At 73.6% G+C, this 24,385-nt stretch carries 21 protein-coding genes; 6 read left to right on the plus strand and 15 right to left on the minus strand.

Translation table 11 applies throughout. The features are described 5' to 3' along the window. Together M0638_RS25970 and M0638_RS25975 are read right to left on the minus strand one after the other, a co-directional pair. A partial coding sequence (locus M0638_RS25970) for a lytic transglycosylase domain-containing protein (RefSeq protein ID WP_248669859.1) occupies positions 1 to 1,088 on the minus strand: 1,088 nt, incomplete at its 3' end. Beyond that, on the minus strand, positions 1,085 to 1,291 hold the full coding sequence (locus M0638_RS25975; RefSeq protein ID WP_248669860.1) for a hypothetical protein: 207 nt from the start codon (positions 1,289 to 1,291) through the stop codon (positions 1,085 to 1,087). The genes M0638_RS25975 and M0638_RS25970, both read right to left, overlap by 4 nt. Before the next feature lie 158 nt (positions 1,292 to 1,449). Here M0638_RS25975 and M0638_RS25980 point away from each other — a divergent pair, with 158 nt between their 5' ends. Continuing rightward, the gene (locus tag M0638_RS25980; protein ID WP_248669861.1) at positions 1,450 to 1,878 is read left to right on the plus strand and encodes a hypothetical protein; all 429 of its coding nucleotides are present in this window, start codon (positions 1,450 to 1,452) and stop codon (positions 1,876 to 1,878) included. A 108-nt stretch (positions 1,879 to 1,986) separates the two neighbouring features. On the opposite strand, the gene M0638_RS25985 is transcribed toward M0638_RS25980, so the two are convergent. Together M0638_RS25985 and M0638_RS25990 are read right to left on the minus strand one after the other, a co-directional pair. Then, entirely contained in the window at positions 1,987 to 2,706 is a 720-nt protein-coding gene (locus tag M0638_RS25985) for a terminase small subunit (protein WP_248669862.1), read from the minus strand. Between the two features lie 477 nt (positions 2,707 to 3,183). Then, the gene (locus M0638_RS25990; RefSeq protein ID WP_248669863.1) at positions 3,184 to 4,419 is read right to left on the minus strand and encodes a tyrosine-type recombinase/integrase; all 1,236 of its coding nucleotides are present in this window, start codon (positions 4,417 to 4,419) and stop codon (positions 3,184 to 3,186) included. 232 nt (positions 4,420 to 4,651) lie between these two features. On the opposite strand from M0638_RS25990, the gene M0638_RS25995 reads away from it, so the two are divergent. Continuing rightward, entirely contained in the window at positions 4,652 to 5,083 is a 432-nt protein-coding gene (locus M0638_RS25995) for a capsule biosynthesis GfcC family protein (RefSeq protein ID WP_248669864.1), read from the plus strand. 310 nt (positions 5,084 to 5,393) lie between these two features. Continuing rightward, positions 5,394 to 7,817, plus strand: coding sequence for a YjbH domain-containing protein (locus tag M0638_RS26000; protein ID WP_248669865.1), 2,424 nt, complete (start codon positions 5,394 to 5,396; stop codon positions 7,815 to 7,817). 87 nt (positions 7,818 to 7,904) lie between these two features. Here the strand turns inward: M0638_RS26000 and M0638_RS26005 are convergent, their stop codons facing one another. Beyond that, complete coding sequence (locus M0638_RS26005) at positions 7,905 to 8,459, minus strand: TetR/AcrR family transcriptional regulator (protein ID WP_248669866.1); 555 nt, start codon at positions 8,457 to 8,459, stop codon at positions 7,905 to 7,907. A gap of 246 nt (positions 8,460 to 8,705) precedes the next feature. On the opposite strand from M0638_RS26005, the gene M0638_RS26010 reads away from it, so the two are divergent. After that, on the plus strand, positions 8,706 to 9,341 hold the full coding sequence (locus M0638_RS26010; protein ID WP_248669867.1) for a glutathione S-transferase: 636 nt from the start codon (positions 8,706 to 8,708) through the stop codon (positions 9,339 to 9,341). 84 nt (positions 9,342 to 9,425) lie between these two features. Here M0638_RS26010 and M0638_RS26015 read toward each other — a convergent pair whose 3' ends face one another. The 4 genes from M0638_RS26015 to gloB all read right to left on the minus strand — a co-directional run bounded on the left by M0638_RS26015 (position 9,426) and on the right by gloB (position 12,682). Then, positions 9,426 to 9,989 (minus strand): NifU family protein, encoded by a 564-nt coding sequence (locus M0638_RS26015; protein WP_248669868.1) that lies wholly within the window; start codon positions 9,987 to 9,989, stop codon positions 9,426 to 9,428. 272 nt (positions 9,990 to 10,261) lie between these two features. After that, positions 10,262 to 10,486: a hypothetical protein gene (locus M0638_RS26020; RefSeq protein WP_248669869.1), complete on the minus strand. Its 225-nt coding sequence runs from the start codon at positions 10,484 to 10,486 to the stop codon at positions 10,262 to 10,264. Between the two features lie 692 nt (positions 10,487 to 11,178). Continuing rightward, positions 11,179 to 11,781, minus strand: a complete 603-nt coding sequence (locus M0638_RS26025; protein WP_248669870.1) for a glutathione S-transferase N-terminal domain-containing protein — start codon at positions 11,779 to 11,781, stop codon at positions 11,179 to 11,181. A gap of 172 nt (positions 11,782 to 11,953) precedes the next feature. Next, positions 11,954 to 12,682 (minus strand): hydroxyacylglutathione hydrolase, encoded by a 729-nt coding sequence (gene gloB / locus M0638_RS26030; protein WP_248669871.1) that lies wholly within the window; start codon positions 12,680 to 12,682, stop codon positions 11,954 to 11,956. A 155-nt stretch (positions 12,683 to 12,837) separates the two neighbouring features. On the opposite strand from gloB, the gene M0638_RS29010 reads away from it, so the two are divergent. Then, positions 12,838 to 13,683 carry a class I SAM-dependent methyltransferase gene (locus M0638_RS29010; protein ID WP_282572307.1) on the plus strand — a complete coding sequence of 282 codons (846 nt, stop codon included), beginning with the start codon at positions 12,838 to 12,840 and terminating at the stop codon, positions 13,681 to 13,683. 217 nt (positions 13,684 to 13,900) lie between these two features. Here the strand turns inward: M0638_RS29010 and M0638_RS26040 are convergent, their stop codons facing one another. The 4 genes from M0638_RS26040 to M0638_RS26060 form a co-directional block, all read right to left on the minus strand. After that, positions 13,901 to 14,998: a TRAP transporter substrate-binding protein gene (locus M0638_RS26040; protein WP_248669872.1), complete on the minus strand. Its 1,098-nt coding sequence runs from the start codon at positions 14,996 to 14,998 to the stop codon at positions 13,901 to 13,903. A gap of 115 nt (positions 14,999 to 15,113) precedes the next feature. Continuing rightward, positions 15,114 to 16,292, minus strand: a complete 1,179-nt coding sequence (locus M0638_RS29190) for a xanthine dehydrogenase family Fe-S subunit (RefSeq protein ID WP_345893075.1) — start codon at positions 16,290 to 16,292, stop codon at positions 15,114 to 15,116. Between the two features lie 13 nt (positions 16,293 to 16,305). Beyond that, the gene (locus M0638_RS26055) at positions 16,306 to 17,133 is read right to left on the minus strand and encodes an FAD binding domain-containing protein (protein ID WP_248669873.1); all 828 of its coding nucleotides are present in this window, start codon (positions 17,131 to 17,133) and stop codon (positions 16,306 to 16,308) included. After that, positions 17,130 to 19,526, minus strand: coding sequence for a xanthine dehydrogenase family protein molybdopterin-binding subunit (locus tag M0638_RS26060; RefSeq protein WP_248669874.1), 2,397 nt, complete (start codon positions 19,524 to 19,526; stop codon positions 17,130 to 17,132). The genes M0638_RS26055 and M0638_RS26060 overlap by 4 nt, the downstream gene beginning before the upstream one ends. A gap of 273 nt (positions 19,527 to 19,799) precedes the next feature. Here M0638_RS26060 and M0638_RS26065 point away from each other — a divergent pair, with 273 nt between their 5' ends. Beyond that, positions 19,800 to 20,372 (plus strand): MarR family winged helix-turn-helix transcriptional regulator, encoded by a 573-nt coding sequence (locus tag M0638_RS26065; protein WP_248669875.1) that lies wholly within the window; start codon positions 19,800 to 19,802, stop codon positions 20,370 to 20,372. Between the two features lie 88 nt (positions 20,373 to 20,460). Here M0638_RS26065 and M0638_RS26070 read toward each other — a convergent pair whose 3' ends face one another. Continuing rightward, complete coding sequence (locus M0638_RS26070) at positions 20,461 to 21,003, minus strand: aromatic-ring-hydroxylating dioxygenase subunit beta (RefSeq protein ID WP_248669876.1); 543 nt, start codon at positions 21,001 to 21,003, stop codon at positions 20,461 to 20,463. A gap of 2 nt (positions 21,004 to 21,005) precedes the next feature. Beyond that, complete coding sequence (locus M0638_RS26075; protein ID WP_248669877.1) at positions 21,006 to 24,059, minus strand: FAD-dependent oxidoreductase; 3,054 nt, start codon at positions 24,057 to 24,059, stop codon at positions 21,006 to 21,008. Positions 24,060 to 24,385 lie beyond the last annotated feature (326 nt).

Consider the following 24,385-nt stretch of genomic DNA (forward strand, 5'->3'; position numbering starts at 1 on the left):
CCCGGCGCGTCGCTCATCACGGTCGGCGTCGCCGCCGCCACCTGCCGGCCGCCACCGACCCGCCGCGAGAGCGCCTGCCCGAGCTGCGCGTACACCTCGCCCACGCTGCGCGGCGTGCCGTCCGGTCCGCGAAGCTGCGGGTTCGCCGCCAGCACCCGGTCGCGCATCCCCTCGGGCAGCACCGCCGTGATCGGCTGGCCCGGGTTGGACCGCTGCGCCTGCGCCAGCCGCGCCCCGGCCTCGGGGCCGAGGAAGTGCAGCGCGTAGAAGTCGATCGGCGTGGCGTTGCCCGGCCCGAGCGCCCGGTCGAGCGCCGGCTGGTAGACGTTGCCGACGAAGGCGCTGGTCATCGCCCGCGCCGCCGCCGGATCGGTGCGTAGCGCCATGATGCGCGGCCGGTCGGCCTCGTTGGAGCAGCTCAGGCTGGCCAGTTCAGGCCGCCCCGTCGCCTGCGCCACCTGCTGCCCGAACCGCTGCCAGCCGTTCACCCAGGTCCCGTCGATGAACTGCCCCGGCCCGGTGGCGCTGCTGCGCGGGTTGCGCGCGTTCGAGTCGCCGCCGCTCTCGGCCCCGATGATGCCGTCCACTACGCCACCGCTGCCGGCGCCGGGCAGCGGGCCGCCGACGCCGGACAGAGGGGCGCCCTGCGGCAGGGGCGTCTGACCATCTGGGGGCGGCGCCGCCCCGCCCATGCCGCTGTTCGAGCGGGCCCACTGCGCCAGCAGCTGCATGTTGCGCCGCTGGTCCTCCACCTCCTGCTGCCGCGCGCGCGCCGTCATCACCTGCGCGCCGACCTGCGCCCGACGCAGGTCCCGCGTGTCGTTGGTGTCGGTCTGCTGCTGGAGTTGCATCAGCGCATTGCCCAGCCCTTGGCCGAACGTCACCGGCACGCCGCCGGCACGCGGGCCGGATTGCGCCAGCAGGGAGGCGCCGAGCGTCATCAGGTTCTGCCGGCCGCGCGCCGCCTGCTGCTCGCGCGAGAGCTGGATCAGGCCATCCGAGCCGTCGCCGCTGTCACCGGCGAGCGCGTTGCCGAGATAGCCTGCCGGGTCGTCCCAGAAGCCCAGCCGGGCAATGCTGCCGCTCACGACACCGCCTCCACGCCATCGCCGAAGGTGCGCACCAGCACCAGCAGGCCGACCGGCCGGCCCTGCATCTGCTCACGCCCCCAGGCCGTCAGCGCGTCGCCGTCGAGCCCCGCCGGGCCGCGCAGCACGCGCATGCCGCCGGCGGACTTCTGCTCCAGATCGGCTAGCCGGCGCTTGAGGTTGTTCGTTACTGCGCCTTGCATCTCATCGTTCTCCGGTGCCGTCGCGACGATGCAGGCGGCATCCATGTGGCTGACACAAAGCACGCCGGAATGCAAAGAACATCGACACGAAGTTACTGGCCGAGCGTCAGCGATATGTCGGGAAAGCTGTTCATGCTTGCCTCCCAAGGAGCACCGACATGCGACGCTTACTGATCATCATGCTGGTCGCGGCGGGATTGGGGCTCGGCGCCGCCGTTGTCTGGCAGCAGGACCACAGGACGCTTTCTGCGGAAGTAGAAGGCCAGATCAAGGCCGGCATCGAGCGGGCTGCCCTGATCGGCTTCCGTGCCACGGCAGCGGTGCGCTGCGGCCATCGCGACATGCGGTGGTTCGATCTCGTCGGCACGGCCGCGGTCAACGAATTCGACGGCGTGGCTGCGCAAGCGGGAGGTCAGTCAGTGCGTGTGTACGAACGCCTGAAAGGCGCGATGACGGCGTCCTGGCAGATCGCCGAAGAAGTCTTCCCCCTCCCGAACCGCGACGAAGCCCGCTGCGCTGCCTTCGTCACGGCCGATGAGCTCGCGAGGCTGGATGCCCTTGCTGAGAGGACGAGCGGCAGCCGCTGAGCCGATCCCAGCGCACCTCGCCCAGATGAAGGTGGCCATGACGAGCTGGCGGACGCGCTCGATCGTGGAGCCGAGACCCTGCGGCGGCTTGGCGACGATCCACTCGGCTCAAGTCTCCTGCCGACGCGCCTCCAGCGCCGCGATGCGCTCCTCCAGGATCAGCGTCTCGTGCGCCTTGCGCTGGCCCTCGATCACCGCCGCGAGCGCCTGCGCCTCCTCCGGCGTCAGCGTCCCGGCCGCCGCCGCCGAGGCGATCCTGCCCAGCGCCACCACCGCATCGGCGGCGCTGCGCACCTCCGGCATCTCGAACCGCACCGGCCGGCCCCGCCGCTCGGGCCATACCCGCTTGGCCAGCGTGTCGAGCGCGGCCGTCTTGGGCCAATGACGGATCTCGGCGACGTACTCCACCTCGCCCTCGCCGACCTTGCGCGTGACCACCTTGATCGACTGGATCGCCGCCGCGGCGTCGTCCGACCACTCGCTCGGCGGCAACAGCGACGTCCCGTTGAAGATGCCGCGCGGGTCAGAGAAGGCGATGCGCTCCAGCTCGCGCACCACGCGGTCGGCGTCGAGGCCGGTGCGGTTGCGCTGCGTCTCCAGGGCGATGCGGATCGCGGTGGCCACTCCAGCATTCCCCAACAGCCGCGGCCCCTGCTGCTCCGCCGTAGCCTCGCTGTACCCCGCCCGGATCGCCGCCTGCGTCGCGTTCAGGTCCCGCAGATACTCCTCCACGAACCGGCGCTGCCGCGGCGTCAGCGACGCGGCTTCGGGCGGCTCCGGCTCGGTCTCCGGCTGCTCGGGCACGGCATCGTCGGTCACGTCGGGCATCCAGCCATCGCCTTGGTTAGCAGCGGTTCATCGCCACGAAGATGGCGGCGCCTCTGCACATTACCCGATGGAGACTGGAAGATGCACGAGCAAAGGCGCCTGGGGGGTGGTCTCGGCGTCGCCGAGCGATCGTTGCATACGTGCTAGCGGTTCCGACCGGTTCCGACCATGGTTCCGACGGGTCCGACCATGTAAGCCATTGATATTGGCTTGGTTCCGACCGGTTCCGACGGTTCCGACCAGAAATCGACATACCCTGGATGAAAACGCGTGTTCGGTGCGCGCCGCGAAGGGGTGGCAGGGCCCTGGCCGAGGTGGTTGGAGGCTGTTTTCGGAAGGAAGGATGGAATTCCTGAAAACGAAATTCGTGTGCGAGAGATAGGGGGTCGGACGATCACGGCATACGCGCCGGCACCGCCTCGGCGGCCTGCCCCCCCCCGCAGCCATTGCCGATACGGCAGGGCTCACACCACAAGCCTATGGCTGCCGATCACACCAAGCGGCCCAATCGGCCATGAGCCGTGCTCGCTTCTCCAGCATGTCGCCGCGGCGATACGCGGCCTCGACCTTGCTGCCGGTCCGATGCGCCAATGCCATTTCTGCGAGATCGTTCGAATAGCTGGTCGCCTCGGCGGCCCAATCGCGGAAGCTGCTACGGAAGCCGTGAACCGTCAGGCCGCTGCGCTCCATCCTCATCAGCAGGGCGGTAAGCGTCTGGTCGGATAGCTTTGCGCCGAGACGGATGGGGCTGGGGAACACCAGATCGCCACGCTGCCGATCGCGCAGCGGCTGCATCTTCATCAGCACCTTCAGGGCGGAAGCGGAGAGCGGCACACGATGCTCCTTCCCGGCCTTCATCCTGCCGGGCGGCACGACCCACAATGCTCTCTCCGTGTTAACCTCGCCCCACACCATGCCGCGCACCTCGCCGCTCCGGGCGGCGGTCAGGATCGCGAACTCCAATGCGAGTGCGGCCACCCCTTCCCTGGCTCGAAGATCAGCCATGAAAGCAGCCATCTCTCGCCATGGCAGAGCCGAGAGATGTTCAACGGGCTTCACCCGGCCTGGTGGTGGCAGCAGGTTCGCGAGGTGCCCTCTCCACCGGGCCGGGTTGTCACCGCCTCGCCATTGGTGGGTGGCTGCATAGGAAAGGATCGCCTCGATCCGGCCACGCACACGGGATGCCGTCTCCGTCGTCCTGTGCCAGATAGGCTCAAGAACCTGCATCACGTGGCCCGTATCGATGTCCTCGACCGGCATGTCGCCCAGCACGGGATAGGCATGGGTTGCCAGAGAGGAATGCCACTGCGCCGCATGCTTGGCGTTCCGCCAGCTCTTCTCATGGGCGCTGATGTACAGCTCCGCGACGGAGCGGAACGTCTGCCTGCGCGCCGCCACTGCCTCCTCAGCCATGGCCGCGGTGACGGCGGCCTCGGCCTCGGCGGCGCGCTGCTGGAGCGGGTCGATCCCGGCGCGCACCTGCTGCATGAGCGCCTTTGCTTTGGTGCGTGCCTCAGCCAGGGACACCATGCCTTTGCCGGCGGCCCGGCCAAGCCCCATTTCGCGCATCCGGCCGCCCAGCACATACCGGAACACCCAGAAGCGCCCCTCCTCGCTGCGCACCAGCAGATAGAGCCCACCACCATCGCCATACCGGCCTGGCTTCTTCGCCCGCACCTCCATGACGGTCAGCGGCGTCACTTTGCGGGCCATCGAAGCCTCCAAGGAATAGGGGACGCATGAGGGGACGGAGTAGGGGATCCAATAGGGGACAGCTAGGGGATGGATGAAGTGTCCCCTATTCTGTCCCCTAATTTCAACGGCGGCTTATGGAGAACACGAGCGAACGGGAGCGAACCGACTTCCCGATCAGATAGAGCAGATATGCCTTAAATCAGTAGGTTATCTGAACCACCATGATCTACTGCGAACTAATGTTGTTCGGATGGTGGTGGAGGCCAACCCGGTGATCCTCGCCGCACGGCCGGAATTCGACCCGCTGCTGGAGCCGGGCGACCTGATCGCCATCCCCAAGCGCCCGAACGAGGTGACGGTGGTGGGCTCCGTGCTCAACCCGGGCAGCCTGCAATTCCGCACCGGCTGGCGCGCCGCCGACTACGTGCGCGCGGCGGGCGGGGAGCAGCGCTTCGCGGATGCCTCGCGCGCCTTCGTCGTGCTGCCGAACGGGCAGGCGGCGGCGGCGGGGCTCGGCTCCTGGCAGCGGGGCGGGCCGCCGATCCCGCCCGGCAGCACGGTGGTGGTGCCGCAGGACCCCTCGCCCTACGAGACCTGGGGGATGGTGCGCGACATCAGCAACATCGTGGCGCAGATCTCGCTCTCGGGCATCGCGCTCGCCGTGCTGGCGGGGACGCGGTAGGGCGACCGGCCGGGCGGTGGCTGGAGAAGGCAAGCGAGGCCAGGGGGCGAAGCCCCCCTGGAACCCCCCGTTCCGGGATTCGGCCTCGCCGGTTGCGCCGCCCGGACCTGGATTCCGAACGGGGGGTCCGGGGGGCTTCGCCCCCGGCGGAGGGGCCAGGGAGGCGGCGCCTCCCTGGTGGGGGTCGCAGGGGGCGAAGCCCCCCGCCCTGGCGCGTCGTTGCCGCAGCGGATTCGCGCCTCCGATCGTATCCGCCCTGGCGCTGGCCCTGCTGGCGGCCCCCGCCGCCGCGCAGCCCTGGGAGCAGGAGGTGCCGGCCACCGGCTCGGCCTATGGCGGCGCCGGGCTGATCGAGACGCGCAACGCGCGCTTCCGGCCGGACGGCACGCTGGAGGCGGGCGCCGCGCTGCGCCGGCAGCGGCAATTCTACTTCCTCAACTTCCAGGCCCTGCCCTTCCTGGAGACCACCTTCCGCTTCGCCGAGCGGCTGAACGGCACCACCGGGCGCGGCACCACCAACGACCGGGGCCTGGACCTGAAGCTGCGGCTGCTGCGCGAGTCCGACTGGCTGCCGGCGCTGGCCGTGGGCATGCAGGACGTGATCGGCACCGGCATCTACGGCGGCGAGTACGTGGTGGCGTCGAAGCGGTTCGGGGCGTTCGACCTCTCGCTCGGCTGGGGCTGGGGGCGGCTCGGCAGCGCGGGGGACGTGCGCAACCCGCTGGGCCTGGCCTCCGCCTGGTTCGACACGCGGCCGCGCCTGGTGGGCGAGGGCGGCACGCTGAACACCTTCCCCTACTTCCGGGGCCGCGCCACGGCGCCCTTCGCGGGGGTGGAGTGGTCGGCGCCGGCGATCCCGACGCCCTGGGGCGAGCTCGACGGGCTGCGGGTGAAGCTGGAATGGTCCGGCGACCGGCTGCGCGACGAGCGCGGCGGCTGGCCGGCGCGCACGACCGGGCTGCGCGGGGTGGCGCGGGCGCGGGTGAATGCGGGGCTGGCCTGGCAGCCGAACGACTGGCTGGATCTCGGCGTGTCCTTCGTCAACGGCTCGGACCTGCTGGTGCGGCTGTCGCTGCGGCTCGACCCGGACCACCCGCCCGAGGTGCCGCGCCGGCCGCCGCCGGAGATGCCGCCCCGGCCGGAATCGCTGGTCGCGCGGCCGAGCGCGGTGGCGGCGCGCCCGGACGCGGTGCCGGGCGCCGGGGCGGCGGGGGCGACGGCACCGGGCGAGCTGGTGGTGGGGGGGTGGTCGGTGTCGGGCGTGGCGCCGGAGAGGGCCGTGCCGGACGTCGGGGCCTTCGGCACGGGTCGGGCGGCGGCCGGCGGGCCGGTCGGGGCGGTGCCTGGAACGCCGCCCGGCGCGCCGCTGCGCCCCGGTGCCGGGCAGCCGGGCCTGCCGGGGGAGTCGCCACCGGCGGTCGCGGGCGGCGCGCCGTTGCCGGACGCTTCGGCCTCGTCGGCCGTCCCGGACGCAGCGGCCCCGGAGGCGGCGGACACGCCCGACGAGGAGGCGGTGGCGGCGCGGCTGTTCCCGGCGCTGCGCGCGGCGGGCTTCGTGCCGCTCGGCCTGACGCTCTCGGGCGAGGAGGCGCGCATCGCGGTCGCGGGCGGGCGCTTCCGCACCCTGTCGCAGACCGCCTCGCGCGTGCTGCGCGCGGCGCAGCCGGTGCTGCCGGCGGAGGTGGAGCGCATCCGCCTCTCCTGGTGGCGCAACGGGGTGGAGGTGGCGGCGATCCTGCTGCCGCGCGCCGTGATGGAGGCGGCCGCCACCGGCCAGGGCAGCGCTGAGGAGGTGTTCGCGCAGAGCCTCCTGATGCCGGCGGGCGCGGAGGCGAACTGGCCCTGGGACGGCGGGGGATTGGGCCTGCCCGGCGAGGCGGTGCGGCCGGCCGGGCCGCGCACCAGCTACGGCGTCGAGCCGCGGCTGCGCACCCAGTTCGGCGACCCGGTGCGGCCGCTGCGCTGGGACGTCGGCATCGCGGTGGGCGGGCGGCTGGAATTCGGCGCCGGCCTCGCCGTGGCGGGCAGCGTGCAGCAGACGCTGGCGGGCAATCTCGGCGACGGACAGCCCTCGAACAGCGTGCTGCCGCATGTGCGCAGCGACTTCGCCCGCTACGCGCGCGAGGGCAGGACCTCGATCCCGGCGCTCTACGGCGAGGGGATCTGGAACCTGGCGCCGGACTGGTTCGCGCGCGCGACGGTGGGCTACCTGGAGCCGATGTTCGCCGGCGCCTCGGGCGAGGTGCTGTGGCGCCCCTACGACCGGCCCTTCGCGGTGGGGCTCGACCTCAACTACGTGGCGCAGCGGGAATTCGCGCAGCGCTTCGGCGTGCAGCGCTACCGCGTGGCGACGGGGCACCTCTCGCTGTACTGGGACCTGCCCTGGTGGAACCTCTACGCCGTGGCGCGCGCGGGGCGCTACCTCGCCGGGGACTGGGGCGGGACGATCGAGCTCGGCCGGCGCTTCGATTCCGGCATCGAGGTGGGCGCCTTCGCCACCTTCACCAACGTGCCCTTCTCGCGCTTCGGCGAGGGCTCGTTCGACAAGGGACTCTACGTGCGCGTGCCGCTCGACCTGCTCGGCGCGCAGACCCGCGCCGTGGCGACGGCGGCGATCCGGCCGGTGCAGCGCGACGGCGGCCAGCGGCTGCAGGTGGACAACCCGTTGTGGGAACTCACCCGCGACGGGCGGGAGGACGCGCTGCGGCGGAGCGTGGGGGGGTTCCTGCGGTAGCACGCGGCGCGCGCGGCGGCCGGAGGCGGGGCCCGGACGCCGGGAAGATCGGCGCCGCTGGGCGTTCCCGCCCGCCGGCAATCCGCCCTACGCGGACAGGAGGCCCGCCGCGCGGTAGCTGTCGATCAGCGCATCGTAGAGCGAGACGTCCGCCCGGCTCCTCGCCATCAGCTGGGCACCGGCGACGGCGGCGAAGATGGCGCGCGCCTTCGCGTCGGCCCTGGCGCCGGCCGTGGCGGTCAGGAGCCGGGTCAGCCACGCCACGTTGACGTCGCCGAAGGCCAGCACCTCCCGCCGCACCGCTTCGGGCAGATCGTCGTGCTCGGCCGCCATGAAGCTGCACAGGCAGAGGCGGTTGCCGTTCTCCAGCGCCTTGCGGAACAGGCCGGGATAGCGGTGCAGGCAGCGGGCCGGGTCCGGCGTCTCGGCCAGGATGGCGTCGAGGCTGGCCGCCATGTCCTCCCGGTAGCGCCGCGCCACCGCCGCGCCCAGATCGGCCTTGCTCGGGAAGTGGTGGTAGATGCTCGCGGCCCTGATGCCCACCTCGTCGGCCAGGTCGCGGAAGTTCAGGCCGCCATAGCCGCGCGCCTGCGCCGCCCGCCTGGCCGCCGCCAGGATGGCCTCCCGGGAGCCCGTGCCCATCCGCCGTCCACCTCGCCGCCCATCCCCTGCCAGGTGACAGATAGGCGTTGACCGGAAAAGGCTGAAGCCCCTATGGCTGGCCTACCAACTGGCAGATAGGGGTCCGCGATGGCATCCGAGGCCGGAACCGCCGGGGACGGCACAGCCGGGGCCGCGACCTCCGCAGCCCGCCACCGCGACACGCCCGACCAGCCGTCAACGACACTCCACGACCGGCCGTCGAAGCCCCTCCACGACGAGCCGTCGATGACGATCCACGACTGGCCGATCGGCCCCTATCCGGCGCGCGTCCGCATCGCCGTGGCCGAGAAGGGCCTGCAATCGCGCATCCGCTTCGAGACGGTGAATCTGAGGAAGGGCGAGCACAGGAAGGCCGAATTCCTCGCCAGGAACTACTCCGGCACCTTGCCGGTACTGGAGCTGGAGGACGGGACCTGCATCGCCGAGTGCACGGCCATCACCGAGTACCTCGACGCGCTCGACGGCACCCCGACCCTCACCGGGCGGACGCCGCGCGAGAAGGGCCTGATCCACATGATGAGCCGGCGCGCCGAGCTGGAGCTGCTCGACGCCGTCAGCGTCTACTTCCACCACGCCACGCCGGGGCTCGGCCCCGATGTCGAGCTCTACCAGAACGCCGAGTGGGGGCTGCGCCAGCGCGACAGGGCGCTGCGCGGCATGCACCACTTCGACTCGGTGCTGCGGCGGGGCCCGTTCGTGGCCGGATCGGCCTTCTCGATGGCCGACATCACGCTGATCGGTGGCCTGATCTTCGCGGGGCTCGTGAAGCTGCCGCTGCCCGAGGGGTGCGAGGCGCTGCGGGACTGGTACGCCGGGATGCAGGAACGGCCGAGCGTGCGGGACAGGCTGGCGCTGTCCTGATGCCGCTCCGGCATACCGTTCCGGCCGCCGGGGCGGAAACGCGCGGGACAGGCGGCGCGCCCGCCCCGCGCGGGGCGGGCCGGTTCAGGCCTCGACCTGTTCCACCGCCACCACCTCGGGCACGTAGTGGCGCAGCATCGTCTCGACGCCGTGCTTGAGCGTGGCGCGCGAGGAAGGGCAGCCCGAGCAGGCGCCCTGCATGTGCAGCCGCACGATCCCGTCGCGGAAGCCGCGGAACACGATGTCGCCGCCATCGCCGGCGACCGCGGGGCGGACGCGGGTGTCGAGCAGCTCCTTGATCTGGGCCACCACCTCGGCGTCCGCGGGATCGACCTCCTCGTCCTCCGCCGCGTCGGCGGCCTCGTCGAGGATGGGCAGGCCGGTGGTGAAGTGGTCCACCAGCGCCCCGAGCACCTGGGCGCGCAGCGACTGCCAGTCCACCGCGTCGGTCTTGGTCACGGTGACGAAGTCGCTGCCCAGGAAGACGCGGGCGACGCCCGGCAGCGCGAACAGGCGCGCCGCGAGCGGCGAGCGCGCGGCCGCCTCGGCGGAGGGGAAGTCGGCCGTGCCGCGCGCGCCGGTCACGTCGCGGCCGGGGAGGAACTTCAGCGTCGCCGGGTTGGGCGTGCCTTCGGTCTCGATGAACATCGGTCTTGCGGTCCCGTCCTTGCGCCGTGCCCGGCACCGCCGGGTGGAGGGTGGTGGGGGGCCCGTGGGCCCGGGCACGGGAGAGAGGGCACCTGCCGCCTCGCCGGGCCGCCTCGCGGCGTGTCGCCCCACAGATGGGCCGCCTCCGCGCCGGCCGCAACCGCCGACGGCGCGGGGCGGCCCCGCCGCCGGATCGGGGGTCGGGCGCGGGCGCCGGACCCTGTCCCCGGGGCGGGAAATCCCTCGCCCCCCGCCGCTGCCCGGGCAGGCACTCAGCCGCCGGCGAGCCGCACGACGAGGTCGCCGACGCCGAGGCCGATCAGCAGCCCGAGGCTGCCGATCAGCGCCGCCTCCTGCAACGGGCCGAGGCGGGGTGGCGGCAGGTGCAGCGGGGTCAGGCTGGACCAGACCTGGTCGAGCCAGATCTCGCCGCCGAAGGCGTCGTGCCGGGGCGGCGGCGGGATGCGGAGGCAGGAATCGTCATCGGCATCGCTCATGGGGCGATGAGAACATAAAGAGAACATTAACGCAAGGACGACACGCCGCCGGAACAGGTCCGGCAGAGGCGCGGCCGCATCGCCGCCGGGCTCCCGCCGGCCGGGGCGATGCGGCGCATCGCGCCGGGATCCCGACGCTCTCCCCCGGCTGCGGAAGGGACCCGCCGGACCGCGCCGATTCAGCGGCTCGGAGAATGCGCCGGCGCGAAAGGCTGAAACCGTTCCAGACTGATGCGGTCAGGCCGGAACGGCTCCACGGCGAACCGCAGTCCGGTCGGGACTGCGGTTCGCCGCAACTCGTTGTCCTCGGCGCGGATTCACGCCGCCGGGCGTGTCCGCCCGCCGGCCATCCGCTCCAGGCAGGCTTGCGCTGCCTGCGCCACGGATGGAAATCGGCGGTGGCCGGCGGCGCAAGCCTGCTCAGCCATTCGTCCATGCGCAAACCTCGCGAGGTTTGCGCATGGACGAATGGCTGAGCAGGCTTGCGCAGCCTGCGCCACGGATGGAAATCGGCTGTGGCAGGCTGCGCAAGCCTGCTCAGCCATTCGTCCATGCGCAAACCTCGCGAGGTTTGCGCATGGACGACTGGCTGAGCAGGCTTGCGCCGCCGGCCACCGCCGATTTCCATCCGTGGCGCAGGCTGCGCAAGCCTGCTCAGCCATTCGTCCATGCGCAAACCTCGAGAGGTTTGCTTAGCCCTGCGGCGCGGTGCGCGCCAACGGCGGCAGCGGCGCGACCGAGTCGAGCCAGGCGGCCAGGCGCGGATGGGAGTCGCGCCAGGGCTCGTGCGCGAAGCGGAAGTCGAGGTAGCCGAGGGCGCAGGCCGCCGCGATGTCGCCGATCGTGGCGAGCGGGCCGAGGCTGCCGGCCTCCGCCTCCAGCGCGTCCACGCCGCGCCGCATCGCGGCCTGCTGGCGCGCCTCGAAGGCCTGCCGGCCCTCGTCCTGCGGCAGGGCGGCGCTGGCCCGGCGCGGCACGGCGGCGTCGAGGATGCCGTCGCCCAGCGCCTGCAGGCGCAGCGCCGCCCAGCGCGCGGGGCCCGCGGCCGGGAACAGCGCCGGCGCGTCGCCCAGGCTGTCGAGGTACTCGCAGATCACCGGGCTGTCGTAGAGCGGCGGGCCGTCATCCGGCACGAGGCAGGGTACGCGCGACAGCGGGTTGTGCGCCAGCAGCGACTCCGGCGAGAGGTGGGGGTTGGTGGGAACCTGCTCGATCCGCCCGTCGAGGCCGCGGATGATGGCCACGGCCATGACCTTGCGGACATAGGGGCTGGTCGGCGACCAGTGGAGCAGCATGCGGCGTTCCTTTCTCGTGCCGGTCGCGCCGGGTCTCGTGCCGGTCGTGCCGGGAATTCCGGGGAGGAGGATGTCTGCGGGGGAACGGAGTACCGCCGCGCGCCGGCGGCGGGGCCCGCAGCCGGTGCCGGCGGGGAGGCGCGACGCCCGGCCGACGGCCGGGCACGGGCCGTCAGCGGAACCGGTCCTTGGCGGCGCGGATCGCCGCGAGGCGCTCCGCGTCGGGGGCGCGCATGAAGGGGTTGGCGGCCAGTTCCCCCTCGATGGTGGTGGGCACGGTGGGCAGCCCGGCCTCGCGCAGCGCCGCGAAGGCCTCCGCCTGGGCGCGCAGCGCCGCGTTGTCCGGGTCCACGACGCGGGCGAAGCGGGCGTTGGAGAGCGTGTACTCGTGACCGCAATAGGCGCGGGTGTTGCCGGGCAGGGCGGCGAACTTGCGCAGCGAGGCATACATCTCGGCGGCCGTGCCCTCGAGCAGCCGGCCGCAGCCCAGCGCGAACAGCGTGTCGCCGCAGAGCAGGACGCGGCTTTCGGGGAAATGATAGGCGATGTGGCCGCGCGTGTGGCCGGGCGTGTCGATGACCGTGGCGCTGGCGGCGCCGAGCGCGACCGTGTCGCCCTCCCGCACCGCCCGGTCCAGCCTCGGCAGGCGGTGCGCGTCGGCGGCGGCGCCGACCACGCGGGCGCCGAAGCGCGCGCGTAGCGCCTCGGTCCCCTCGACGTGGTCGCCGTGATGGTGGGTGAGCAGGATGAGGTCGAGCCGCCCGCCCGCCGCCTCCAGCGCCGCCAGCACCGGGCCCGCCTCGCCGGGGTCGCAGACCGCGACCGCGCCGGTGACGGTGTCCGCCAGCCGCCAGCAGTAGTTGTCGGAGAGGATCGGGATCGGCGTCACGTCGAGCGGCATCGTGCACTCCCTCTCATGCGCATGCCCCCCGTCGAGGCCCCCCGCCGTTGCCCGGCGGCAGGCCCGGGGGCCGGCGGCGCCGGCGGGGTGCGTCGACCGCCCGCGCGGCGGAACCGGCGGGAACGTTCCGGTCCGGCCATGCGCTCCGGCGACGGATGCCCTATATCCACCGCATGGCGCACGAGGTCCACGGGCTACGTGAGTTCTACGGCACCCCCACGGGGGCGGTGACGGCGAGGCTGCTGCGGGAGCGGCTGCGCGCCCTGTGGCCGCGGCTGCGCGGCATGTCGGTGCTCGGCATCGGCCATGCCGGGCCGTTCCTGCGGCTCTGGCGGGACGAGGCGGAGCGGACGATCGCCCTGACCCCGGCGCAGCTCGGCCTGCCCGCGCGCTGGCCGGCCGCCTCCGCCCCCCGGCCGGCGGGCGCGCGCCCGGCGCGGCCCGGCGCGCCGCGCGCCTGCGCCGTCGCCGCCGAGGAGGATGCCCTCCCCTTCCCGGACCTGTTCTTCGACCGGGTGCTGCTGGTGCACGGGCTGGAGAACGCGGAGAACACGCGCCGCCTGCTGCGCGAGGTGTGGCGGGTGCTGCGCGACGACGGCCGGCTGATGGTGGTGGCGCCGAACCGGCGCGGGCTCTGGGCCCATTCCGAGAACACGCCGTTCGGCCACGGGCAGCCTTTCACCCACGGGCAGCTCGACCAGCTGCTGGCGCGGCAGCTGTTCCGGGTGGAGCGGCGCGACAGCGCGCTGTTCGTGCCGCCCTTCCGCGCCCGGCTGCTGCTGCGCACCGCGCCGCTCTGGGAAGGCGTCGGCCGGGCGCTGGCGCCGCGCTTCGCGGGGGTGGCGCTGGTGGAGGCGGAGAAGGACGTGCTGGCGGCGCTGCCGGCGGCGCAGGTGGTCTCGCTGCGCCGGCGCGTGGTGATGCCGGTGCGCGCCGCGCTGAGCGGCCGCCAGGCCGCCCGGACGGCGCCCGAGGGCGAGACCGAGGGCACGGCGGAATAGCGCGGATCGCGGCGGGAACGGAGGCGCCCGGACGGCACGCAGCCGCGCCGGGAGCCGGTGGGCCGGGGCGGAACGCGGGTCCCGGCCGGGCCGCGTTCCGGCGTCGGCGGCCCCGCCACGGCATCCCGGCGCCACGGCCGGCCGGGGGACGCCGGGCGGCCCGCCGCGCCGCCACAGCCGCCTTCCCGGCCGCGCGCAGGCCCAGTGTAGGCCGGCGTCAGGCCGGCGGGGGCACGTCGCGGCCGAAGCGGAAATTGTCGAGCGCCTGCTCGGCCACCCGGAACCAGGGATTCGAATTCTCCAGGAAGCGCCGCCAGGACGGGTAGATGGCGCGGAAGTCGGCGTCGTTGCGGCTCAGCTCGTCGAAATGCTCGAAGCTCGCCTTGTAGGCCGCCTCCAGCACGGCGCGCGGGAAGGCGCGGAGCTGCGTGCCCTGGGCGAGCAGCTTGCGCAGCGCGTCCGGGTTCTTCGCGTCGTAGGAGGCGAGCATCATCTGGTACTGCTCGTTGCCGGCGCATTCCAGCGCGGCGCGGTAGGGCGCGGGCAGCGCCTCCCAGGCGGCGAGGTTGACCGGCGCGGTGACGGCGGCGCTGCCCTCCCACCAGCCGGGCGTGTAGTAGAACTGCGCCACGCGGTTGAGGCCGAGCTTCTCGTCGTCGTAGGGGCCGATCCACTCGGCGGCGTCGATCGTGCCGCGCTCCAGCGCCGGGTAGATGTCGGCGGTCGGGATCTGCTGCGGCACGGCGCCGAGCTTCGCGAAGATCTGCCCGCCGATGCCGCCGATGCGCATCTTGAGGCCGCGCAGGTCCTCCACCGTGCGGATCTCGCGGCGGAAGAAGCCGCCCATCTGCACGCCGACATTGCCGACCGGCAGGTTGACCATGCCGGACTTCTTCCAGAATTCGCGCAGCAGGGCGAGGCCGCCGCCATCGTGCAGCCAGGCCGATTGCTGGCGCGCGTTCATGCCGAAGGGCAGGCCGGCATCGAAGGCGTAGGCCGGGCTCCTGCCGGTGAAGAAGGAGGCGAGGACGTGGCCGGCCTCCACCGTGCCGTTCTGCACCGCGTCGAGGATCTGGCCGGGCGGCGCCACCTCGCCGCTGGCGAAGACACGGATCTCGAACTTGCCGTCGGTGAGCTGCGAGACGCGGCGCGCCAGCGCCTCGGCGGAGCCGTGGATGGTGTCGAGGCTGCGCGGCCAGGCGGTCTGCAGGCGCCAGCGCACCGTGGGCGCCCCTTGCGCGAGCGCCGGCGTGGCCAGCACGGCGGCGGTGCCGGCGGCGAGCGCCGCGCCGCCGATGATTCCCCTGCGGTTCATGTCTGCATCCCCTTCCGCGTCGCGTTGCGCCATCCGGCGCGGCGAGGCGCCACGCCTGCCGCACGGCCGCCGTTCCGGCGAGGAATTCAGCAAGAAGCAGGCCAGCGCGGCGAAGTCAGCGACCGAGCAGGCGTGCCTTCAGCATCGACCAGAGCAGCGCGAACAGGCCGAGCGGCTTCGCCTCGGCGGGCGGCGGCGGGGCCTTGCCGGCTGCCGTCGCGGCGAGGCGCGATTGCAGGTTGGCGGCGAAGCTCGCGGCGAGGCGGCGCACCAGATCCTGCACCAGCCCGGCGCGGTTGAACTGCGCCAGCGCGCCGGTGAGCCGCCAGGAGAGCCGCACGGTGACGAGGCTGCCGGCCGCGTCGCGCGGGTCCGGCGCGACCTGCCAGGCGACGGTGCCGCTGGCCGAGGAGCCGGTGCCGTTGTCGCGGCCCTGGCCCTTGAGCGTGCCGGCGCGCGCTGCGTCGTCGAACCGCACCGTGCCCTCGCCGGCGAAGGCGACCTTGATGGGCCCGAGCGCCACGCGCATGCGGCCGGCGACGCGCTCGCCCTCCTGCGAGACCAGCTCGGCGCCGGGCAGGCAGGCGGCGACGGCGCGCAGATCGGAGAGCGCGGCCCAGACGGCGTCGGGCGACGCGGCGATGGCGATGCGTTCCTCGATGCCGGCATCGTCGTCGGCGCGGGTGGCGGCGGGCGCCGAGGCGGCCGGTGCCGGTGCGGGCGGTGCGGCGGCGGGCGGGGCGGCCGGTGCTGCGGCGGCGACCTCGGCGACGCGGGTCTCCGGCCCGGTAATCCCCTGGGGCGCGCGGCCCTTCGCCACGGCGCCGATCGCGTCGATGATGCCGACATAGCCGGTGCAGCGGCAGAGATTGCCCGACATCTCCTCGCGGATCCGCTCGGGCGGCTGCTCGCCGAGGCGCAGCACCACGTCGCGCGCGCTGACCAGCATGCCGGGCGTGCAGAAGCCGCATTGCAGCGCGTGGTGCGCCGAGAAGGCCTCGCGCAGCTCGGCCATGGTCGGGTCGCGCTCGAAGCCCTCGATGGTGGTGACCTCGGCGCCGTCGCAATCGACCGCGAAGGCGATGCAGGAACGCTGCGGCGCGCCGTCGAGCAGCACGGTGCAGGCGCCGCACACGCCCTGCTCGCAGCCGAGATGCGTGCCGGTCAGGCCCAGCGTCTCGCGCAGGAAGTCGGCGAGATGCGTGCGCGGCTCGGCGAGGCCGGTGACGGCGCGGCCGTTCACGGTGAGGGAGACGGCGGTGGGCGCGCCGCGCGCCGCCTGCATGGCGTTCATGGTTCGCGGCCCCTCAGCGGGTCAGGTCGAGCTGCGCCAGGGCGCGGCGCAGCATGGCGGCGTGCTGGGCGCGCGCGGCCGCATCGGAATTGGGCAGTACACTGCCGATTTCGCCGGCAACGCCCGCGGCGGCGGCCTGCCAGCCCTGCTCGCGCAGCGCGGCGGAGGCGGCCGGCAGCAGCACCGGCGCGCCGCCCGTGGCGCCGGCGACGACGCGCGCGAGGCCGCGCGCCGGATCGAGCACGGCGGCGCCGATCGCCTTGGCGAATTCGCCGGTCTTGCGGCAGAGCTTGGCGTAGCCCCAGCGCGCGCCCGCCGACAGCCTCGGCACCTCGACCGCGACCAGCACCTCGTCCTCGGCCAGCGCGGTGGCGAAGGCGCCGAGCGTGAAGCCCTCCGCCGCGACGCGGCGCGTGCCGGCACGGCCGGTGACCACCATGGTGGCGTTCAGCGCGAACATGGTGGCGACCCAGTCGGCCGAGGGATCGGCATGGGCGAGCGAGCCGCCCAGCGTGCCGCGGTTGCGCACGGCGCGGTAGGCGATGCCGTGCGCGACCTGGGCGAGCATGCCGCGCGCCGGGTCCGGCACCACGCCGTCCTCGATCGCGGCATGCGTCCAGCCGGCGCCGATGGCGAGGTGCGCGTCGTCGCCGGCCAGGGAACGCAGCCCCTCGGCGCGCTTGAGGTCGACCAGCCTGCCCGGCCGCGCGAGGCGGAGATTCAGCGTCGGGCCGAGCGACTGGCCGCCGCCGAGCAGCTTCGCGCCCTCGTCGGCGGCGAGGATGGCGGCGGCCTCGGCGGCGCTGCCGGCGCGGACGTAGTCGAAGACGGCGGCCTTCATGCCGCCACCGCCGGCGCGGCGTCCGCGCCCCCTGCCTCGGCGATCGCCGCCAGCACCCGCTCGGGCGAGGCGGGCAGCGCGCGCAGCACGGCGCCGAGCGGCGCCAGGGCGTCGTTGATCGCGCAGGCGATGGCGGCGCCGGGCGCGATGGCGCCGCCCTCGCCCACGCCCTTGATGCCGTGCGCGGTGTAGGGCGAGAGGGTCTCGGTGTGGTGGATGCGGAAGCGCGGCATCTCGGTCGGTCCCGGCAGCAGGTAGTCGATCAGGGTGGAGGCGAGCGGCTGGCCGTTGGCGTCGTAGGGGCTCTCCTCGAACAGCGCCGTGCCGATGCCCTGGCCGGCGCCACCGAAGGTCTGGCCCTCGACGATCATCGGGTTGACCATGCGGCCGCAATCCTCGCTGATGCAGTAGTCGAGGATCTCGACCTGCCCGGTCTCGGCGTCCACCGCCACCCTGGCGGCGTGCGTGCCGTAGGAGAACAGGCCGGTATCGACCTGCGGGCGGTAGCCCTCCGTCACCTCCAGCCCGCCCGTGTCCACGCCGTCGGGCAGCTGGTCCGGCCGCGTGTACCAGGCGTGGCCGACCTCGGCATAGGAGACGCTGGCGGCGCCGGCATGGATGCGGCCGTCGCGGAACGTCACCGCCTCCGGCCGCACCTGCATCAGGTGCGCGGCGATCGCCTTGATGCGCGCCGCCACCACCTCCGAGGCGCGCGACACGGCGCCGCCCACCATCACGATGCCGCGCGAGGCGTAGGCGCCGGTGGAGAAGGGCGTGTTGGCGGTGTCGCCGAGCGTGACGCGGATGTCGTCCAGCCGCACGCCGGTCATGGTGCAGGCCACCTGCGCCAGCGTCGTCTCCAGCCCCTGGCCGAAGCTGTGGATGCCGGCCTTGATCTCCAGCGCGCCGTCCGGCGTCAGCTTGACGTGCGCCTGGTCGTAGCCCGGCACCACGGGCAGGCCCCAGGAGGCGAACACCTTGGTGCCGTGCGCGGTCTGCTCGCAATAGGTGGCGAAGCCGATGCCGAGGTAGCGCCCGCGCGCGTCGCGCCGCGGCCCGGCGCGGAATTCCTCGAAGCCGATCATCCCCCGCGCCGTGTCGAGCGAGGCCGGGTAGTCGCCGCTGTCGTAGTGCTTGCCGGTGACGTTGGTGTAGGGCATGGCGGCGGCGGTGACGAGGTTCTCGGCCCGCACCTCCCAGCCCTCGCGCCCGACCGCGCGCGCCACGGCGTCGATCACGGATTCGATCGCGAAGCACACGCCCGGCCGCGCCACGCCGCGATAGGGGCAGAAGGGCGGCTTGTTGGTGGCCACCGCGCGCACATGGCAGCGATAGGCCTTGAGGTCGTAGGGGCCGGGCAGGTTGCCGCCCGCCTGCGCCGCCTCCAGCCCCGCCGTGAAGGGCCAGACGGAATAGGCGCCGGTGTCGATCGTCACCTCCGCATCCAGCCCGAGCAGCCTTCCGCGCCGGTCGGCATAGGCCCTGATGCGGTATTCGTGCTGGCGCGTGTTGGCGCCGGAGACGAGGTGCTCGCGCCGGTCCTCGATCCAGCGGAACGGCGCCTTGCGGTGCCAGGCGAGCCAGGCGACCGCCAGCTCCTCCGGCATCAGCACGCACTTGTAGCCGAAGCCGCCACCGACATCCGGCGGCGCGACGCGCACGATGGCTTGCGGGATGCCCAGGAACTCGGCGATGCCGGCGCGCATCAGGTGCGGCACCTGCGTCGCCATGTGGACGACGAGCTGGCCGGCGCGGTGGTCCCAGAAGGCCAGGATGGCGCGGGATTCCATCGGGTGCATGGTCTGGCGCGCCGTCTCCAGCGCCAGCTCCACCGTCACCGGCGCGGTCGCCGCCACCGCCTCGATGCCGTTGTCCGAGCGGGTCTCCAGGAACAGGTTGTCGCCCCACTGCTCGTGCAGCAGCGCGGCGCCCGGCGCGAGGCCGGCGGCGCAGGAGACGACGGGCGGCAGCTCCTCGAATTCCACCGAGACCTGCTCGGCGACGTCCTCCGCCTCGGCGCGCGTCGGCGCGACGCAGATGGCGACCGGCTCGCCGACATAGCGCACCTTCTCGCGCGCCAGCGCCGGGTACTCCGAGAGCTTGTAGCCCGGCAGGGTCGAGCGGGTGACGATGGGCAGGATGCCGGCGAGGTCGTCGTGGAACAGGATGCTGTCGGCCAGCGCCGCCGGCTTCTCCCGCGCGCGGATGCGGGCATGCGCCACGGGGGAGCGGAAGAAGGCCACCTCCTGGATGCCCGGCATGCGGATGTCGGCGGTGAAGCAGCCGCGGCCGTGCAGGTGCCGCGCATCCTCCTTGCGCCGCGCGCGGGCGCCGATGCCCTCGCCCGGCCCGGCGTGCTCCTGGCCGGCCTGGCCCTCCTGCGTCGCATCCATGCGTGGCGCTCCGTCCGCGGCAGCGGCCCTGTGGACCGGAAATAGGGGGTATGCTGAACGCACGCGACGCGCCGCGTCAACGCCCATTCGCGGGGCGCCGGCACGATATCCCCCGCCCGCGCCGCGCCGGCGCGATTTCCCTTCGCCAGCACCGTGCCGGCGCGTTTCCCTCCGTTCGCGTCGCGCCGGTGCGACCTCCTCCGTTCGCGCCGCGCTGGCGCGGCGACGGCCTCCGGCGTAATGGAAAGGGGAGGAATTCAGGATGTCACGGCCATGAACGTCATCCGGACGCGACCGGCAGGCCGCAGACCGCGACAGGCCGCCGAGGCCGCGCAGGCCACGGTGGCGGAATCGGTCAGCAGCCCGGAGCTGCGCGAGCTGATCGCGCGCATGCCGCTCTGGCGCCGGCCCGGCTACCTCGTGCGCCGGCTGCACCAGCTCCACAACGCGCTGTTCTTCAGCGAGTGCGAGGGGTTCGACATCACCCCGGTGCAGTACGGCGTGCTGACCACCCTCTCGCTGCTGCCCGGCAGCGACCAGAACACGCTGGCGCAGGAGGTCGGGCTCGACCGCACCAACGTCGCCGACGTGCTGGTGCGGCTGGAGAGGCGCGGGCTGGTGCGGCGCCAGCGCGGCGAGGCGGACCGGCGCACCGTGCTCGCCTGGCTGACCGCCGACGGCGAGGCGCTGCTGAAGGCGATGTACGCGGTGATGCGCCGCTCGCAGGAGCGGCTGCTGGCGCCGCTGGCGCCGGCGGAGCGGGAGCAGTTCCTCGGCATGCTGCTGCGGCTGATCGACGCGCACAACCAGCACGGCCGGGCGGCGCTGGGACGGGCGGCGGAGTGATGGCGGGAGGGCTCCGCCCTTCCCGCACCCCGCCTCGGCCGTCGGGGCAGGCAGCGCCCTCCCCGAACGCCGCCCGGCCGCCCCGGACTCAGACCGGCAGGCAGAGCGCGTTCGGCACCAGCAGGTTGTCGTACACGCAGCGCCGCTCCGCGAGCTTCAGCGCCCCGTCCACGCGGCGGAACACGTCCCGATAGACGCCCACCTGGTGCAGCGTCGCGTCGGGCCGGTCGAACAGCACCTGCAGCACCACGTAATTGGCCGTGGCGCGGAACTCGTCCGGCCGCGCCGTCGGCTCCACCCGCAGGTTGCCGACGACGTGCCGCAGGTAGCGCGGCGCGAACATCGCGGTCTTCTCCAGCGCGAAGGCGCGGTCGCGCACCATGCCGATCCCCTCGCAGTAGATCAGCCCGACCGGCCGCTTCCGGTCGTGGTTCTCACGCGAGAGGACGACGTAGAGCGCGTCCTCGGTGAACATCTCCGCCCACTCGGAAAGGCGCTGCGCGTCGAGCGCCTCGGCGTAGGCGTTGTTGAACTCCTCGATCTCGGCGCGCAGCAGCAGCGCGTCGAGCCGCGCCTCGCGCGCCGCCCGCGCGGCGTGGAGCCGGTCCATGGAATCGGGTGCCTCCGGCATGGTCAGAGCTCCATCGCCTCGCGCCAGTGCCGGTACATCGCCCGGATCGCCGATTCCGAGATCAGCGTCTCCGAGGTGCCGAGCGGCATCTGGGGGTCGAGCGCCACGAGATGCTCGCCGCCCGGCACGCTCCGCATCCCGTCCTGCACGAACTTGATCGCCTCGTTGTCCTCGAGGCCGAGGAAGCCGGCCGGCCCCATCAGGTTGCCCTGGCGGAGGCGATGGCGGACCATCTCCTCCGTGTCGCCCTCGAAGCCGAACATGGTCCACTTCATGATGAACTCGTGCGGCCCGGTCGGCACGATCTGGCGGATGCCGAGCGTGTTCATCTCCCGCTGCACGATCAGGTTGGGCCAGATCGTCGCCATGGTGACGGACCAGGGGCTGTCGAATTCCTCGATGAAGTCCATGAAGCGCGGCTCGGCCAGCGTCATGCCTTCCTTGTAGGCGCGCATCTCCTTCTTGTCCTCGGCCTTCACCTTGGAGGCGTCGGACTTGGCCGAGCACATCGCGCCGTGCCGCCCGGAGGGATCGGCCAGCATCAGCGAGCGGTTGCCGGCCACCAGCAGGCCGAAGGTGACGAGGAAGGTGTGCAGCAGCGTCGCGTGGTACGGGTCCTTCAGGTTCTCGTGGTAGAGCTTCCAGTTGCCCGGTAGGGTGTGGCGGTAGTGGCCGAGGATGGTCAGCTTCCGCCCGTCGAAGGTCGCCTCGAACTCGCGCAGGATCTCGGGGCCGAGGTAGTCGGCCAGCGGCTCCATGTCCTCGCGGTAGCTCGCGAACACCACGCCGCGATGCGTCGTCACCTTCAGCCTGCGCAGCCCGTGCCGGCCGGCGTCGAAATCCGCCGGCATGCCGCCCTTGCCGTTCACCCCGCGCCGGAACGGCACGCCGGCGAGGTTGCCGCGCAGGTCGTAGGTCCACTGGTGGTAGGGGCAGACGAACTCCTTCGCGTTGCCGTCCAGCTCGCGGCAGAACTCGGCGGCGCGATGGGCGCAGCGGTTCTCGAAGGCATGGATGCTGCCATCCTCGGCGCGCGAGACCACGATCGGCGTCGGGCCGACGTTGGAGCGGATGAAGTCGCCCGGATTCGGGATCTCCGCCTCCAGCGCCACGTAGTTCCAGGTCGGGCCGTGGAAGATGCGCTCCACCTCGCGCTGGTAGATGGCCTCGTCGGTGTAGACCCAGTCCGGGATGCGGGTCAGCCCCTCGGCGGGCCAGTGGTAGCGGCGGGTGATGGACAGGCCCGGGGCCGCTCCGGGGGACGCGGAAGGCGTCGCGCTCATCGCCGGATTCTCCGTCTGACAGGATTCGGGCTGACAGGATTCGGGCTGGCAGGATTCGGGCAGGCAGGCAGCAGGCGCGCCGGGGTCCGGCAGCAGGCGGGACGATGCCGCCGCCGCGTCGAAGGGCTGGCCGAGCCGGGCGCGCGCCTCGCGGATGGCGCGCGGCGCCGAGAAGGCCATCACGCCGGCGAGGCGGCCGGTCCCGCGGTCGATGCAGTGGTACACGGCGCCGGGGCCGACCCCGTCCTCGTCGCCGGGATCGCTCCCCCCAGGATCGCCGCCGGGATCGCCGCCTGGATCGCCGCCGGGATCGCCGCCGGGGTGGGAGAGCGCCACCGCGTCGTCGGCGCCCGGCAGGCCGAGCATCTGGATGTTCAGCCCGAACTGGTCGGTCCAGAACCACGGCGCGGCGGCCGCCGCATCGGATGTCCCGTCGCCCGCCGCGGGCGCCGCGCCGGCCATGTCGCGGCCGGCGGCGGCACCCTGCGTCTCGGCGTTGTGCCAGCTCTCCAGGCGAAGGCGGCGGCCGCGCACGGGCCCGGCATGCAGGGCGCAGTCGCCGGCCGCCCAGATGCCGGGCACGCTGGTGCGCCCGGCCGCGTCCACCACGATGCCGCCCGCCGCCACTGCGCAGCCGGCCGCCTCGGCCAGCGCCGTGTCGGGCACGAGGCCGATGCCGACCAGCACCGCATCCGCCTCGACGAGGCCGCCCGGCGTCTCCACCCCGAGCATGTCCCCCCCGGGCGCGTCCCCCAGGCGACGCACCGCCGAGACCGGCGTGCCGCAGCGCACCTCCACCCCGTGCCGCTCGGCGAGCCGCCGGAAGGCCCGGCCCAGCGGCGCCGGCAGCAGCCGCGCCATCGGCACCGGCTCGCGCTCCAAGATGGTCGCGGCGACGCCACGGGCGCGGGCGGCGCTGGCCAGCTCCAGCCCGATGAAGCCGCCGCCGACGATCGCCACCCGCCGCGCCCGGCCGAGCGCCGCGCCGATCGCGGCGGCGTCCTCCAGCGTGCGCAGGTGCAGCACGCCGGGCAGGTCGGCCCCCGGCACGGCAAGGCGGCGCGCCTGCCCGCCGGTGGCCAGCAGCAGCCGGCCGTAGGGAATGGCGTCGCCGCCCTCGGTGAGCACCAGGCGCGCCGCCGGGTCGATGCGCGCGACGCGTGTGCCGAGGCGCAGCGTCACGCCGAGCCGCGCCGCGTCCGCCTCGGTCAGCCGGCAGCAGGCGGCGGGATCGGGCGCGGCATCCCCCCGGAGCAGCTCCTTGGAAAGCGGCGGCCGCTCGTAGGGCAGGTGCGGCTCGGCGCCGACCAGCGTGACCGGGCCGGCGAAGCCCGCCTCGCGCAGCGCGCGGATCGCGGCCGCCGCGGCCTGCCCGGCGCCGACCACCACCACCGGCCCCGCGTCCGCCCCAGCGTCCGCCCCCCCGTCCGACATGGATGCGGCCGGTGCCGGGGCGCGGGCCGGAGGCGCCTCGGCGGCGCGGTCGAGATCCACCAGCACCGTGCCGTCCTCGACCCGGACCGCGTAGGTGCGCAGATCCTCCGTCACCGGCGCGCACAGGGCACGGCCGCTGCGCATGTCGAAGCGGCCCTGGTGCAGCGGGCACTCGATCTGGCCGCCCTCGCACCAGCCCTCGTCGAGCCGGGCATGGCCGTGCGTGCACATGCCCTGGGTGGCGTACACGGCGCCGTCCAGCCGGAACAGCGCCAGCGGCACCCCCGCCAGCGTCGCCGCGCGGACGCCGCCTTCCGGCACGGCCTCGAGGGCACACACCGCCTGCCAGGCCATCCCTTCGCCCTTTCGCATCCCAGATCGTCAGTATACCCCTCTTTTTCCCGGCCGCAACCGCTTTGGCCGAGGCTTGCCTTCCCCGCCGCCGACGGCAATTAGAGCGGATCGCCGGCGGGCGGACACGCCCGGCGGCGTGAATCAGCGCCGGGAACAACGAGCCACGGCGAACCGCAGTCCCAACCGGACCGCGGTTCGCCGTAGCGTGTCCGAAGCCGGGCCCTTCCCCTCCGCGAGCACCGACTTGCAGATCACGCCAGACCAGGCGGCGGCCCTGATGGCTGCCGGCTTCAGCCTCCGCCCCGCCACCG

Source organism: Roseomonas acroporae (assembly GCF_023223525.1).
GTDB lineage: Bacteria > Pseudomonadota > Alphaproteobacteria > Acetobacterales > Acetobacteraceae > Roseomonas_E > Roseomonas_E acroporae.

Excerpts from the sequence above, each read along its gene's own strand:
- M0638_RS25975 (WP_248669860.1), bottom strand. The coding sequence starts at position 1,291 with ATGCAAGGCGCAGTAACGAACAACCTCAAGCGCCGGCTAGCCGATCTG.
- M0638_RS25980 (WP_248669861.1), top strand. The coding sequence starts at position 1,450 with ATGCGACGCTTACTGATCATCATGCTGGTCGCGGCGGGATTGGGGCTC.
- M0638_RS25985 (WP_248669862.1), bottom strand. The coding sequence starts at position 2,706 with ATGCCCGACGTGACCGACGATGCCGTGCCCGAGCAGCCGGAGACCGAG.
- M0638_RS25990 (WP_248669863.1), bottom strand. The coding sequence starts at position 4,419 with ATGGCCCGCAAAGTGACGCCGCTGACCGTCATGGAGGTGCGGGCGAAG.
- M0638_RS25995 (WP_248669864.1), top strand. The coding sequence starts at position 4,652 with ATGGTGGTGGAGGCCAACCCGGTGATCCTCGCCGCACGGCCGGAATTC.
- M0638_RS26005 (WP_248669866.1), bottom strand. The coding sequence starts at position 8,459 with ATGGGCACGGGCTCCCGGGAGGCCATCCTGGCGGCGGCCAGGCGGGCG.
- M0638_RS26010 (WP_248669867.1), top strand. The coding sequence starts at position 8,706 with ATGACGATCCACGACTGGCCGATCGGCCCCTATCCGGCGCGCGTCCGC.
- M0638_RS26015 (WP_248669868.1), bottom strand. The coding sequence starts at position 9,989 with ATGTTCATCGAGACCGAAGGCACGCCCAACCCGGCGACGCTGAAGTTC.
- M0638_RS26020 (WP_248669869.1), bottom strand. The coding sequence starts at position 10,486 with ATGAGCGATGCCGATGACGATTCCTGCCTCCGCATCCCGCCGCCGCCC.
- M0638_RS26025 (WP_248669870.1), bottom strand. The coding sequence starts at position 11,781 with ATGCTGCTCCACTGGTCGCCGACCAGCCCCTATGTCCGCAAGGTCATG.
- gloB (WP_248669871.1), bottom strand. The coding sequence starts at position 12,682 with ATGCCGCTCGACGTGACGCCGATCCCGATCCTCTCCGACAACTACTGC.
- M0638_RS29010 (WP_282572307.1), top strand. The coding sequence starts at position 12,838 with ATGCCCTATATCCACCGCATGGCGCACGAGGTCCACGGGCTACGTGAG.
- M0638_RS26040 (WP_248669872.1), bottom strand. The coding sequence starts at position 14,998 with ATGAACCGCAGGGGAATCATCGGCGGCGCGGCGCTCGCCGCCGGCACC.
- M0638_RS29190 (WP_345893075.1), bottom strand. The coding sequence starts at position 16,292 with ATGAACGCCATGCAGGCGGCGCGCGGCGCGCCCACCGCCGTCTCCCTC.
- M0638_RS26055 (WP_248669873.1), bottom strand. The coding sequence starts at position 17,133 with ATGAAGGCCGCCGTCTTCGACTACGTCCGCGCCGGCAGCGCCGCCGAG.
- M0638_RS26060 (WP_248669874.1), bottom strand. The coding sequence starts at position 19,526 with ATGGATGCGACGCAGGAGGGCCAGGCCGGCCAGGAGCACGCCGGGCCG.
- M0638_RS26065 (WP_248669875.1), top strand. The coding sequence starts at position 19,800 with ATGAACGTCATCCGGACGCGACCGGCAGGCCGCAGACCGCGACAGGCC.
- M0638_RS26070 (WP_248669876.1), bottom strand. The coding sequence starts at position 21,003 with ATGCCGGAGGCACCCGATTCCATGGACCGGCTCCACGCCGCGCGGGCG.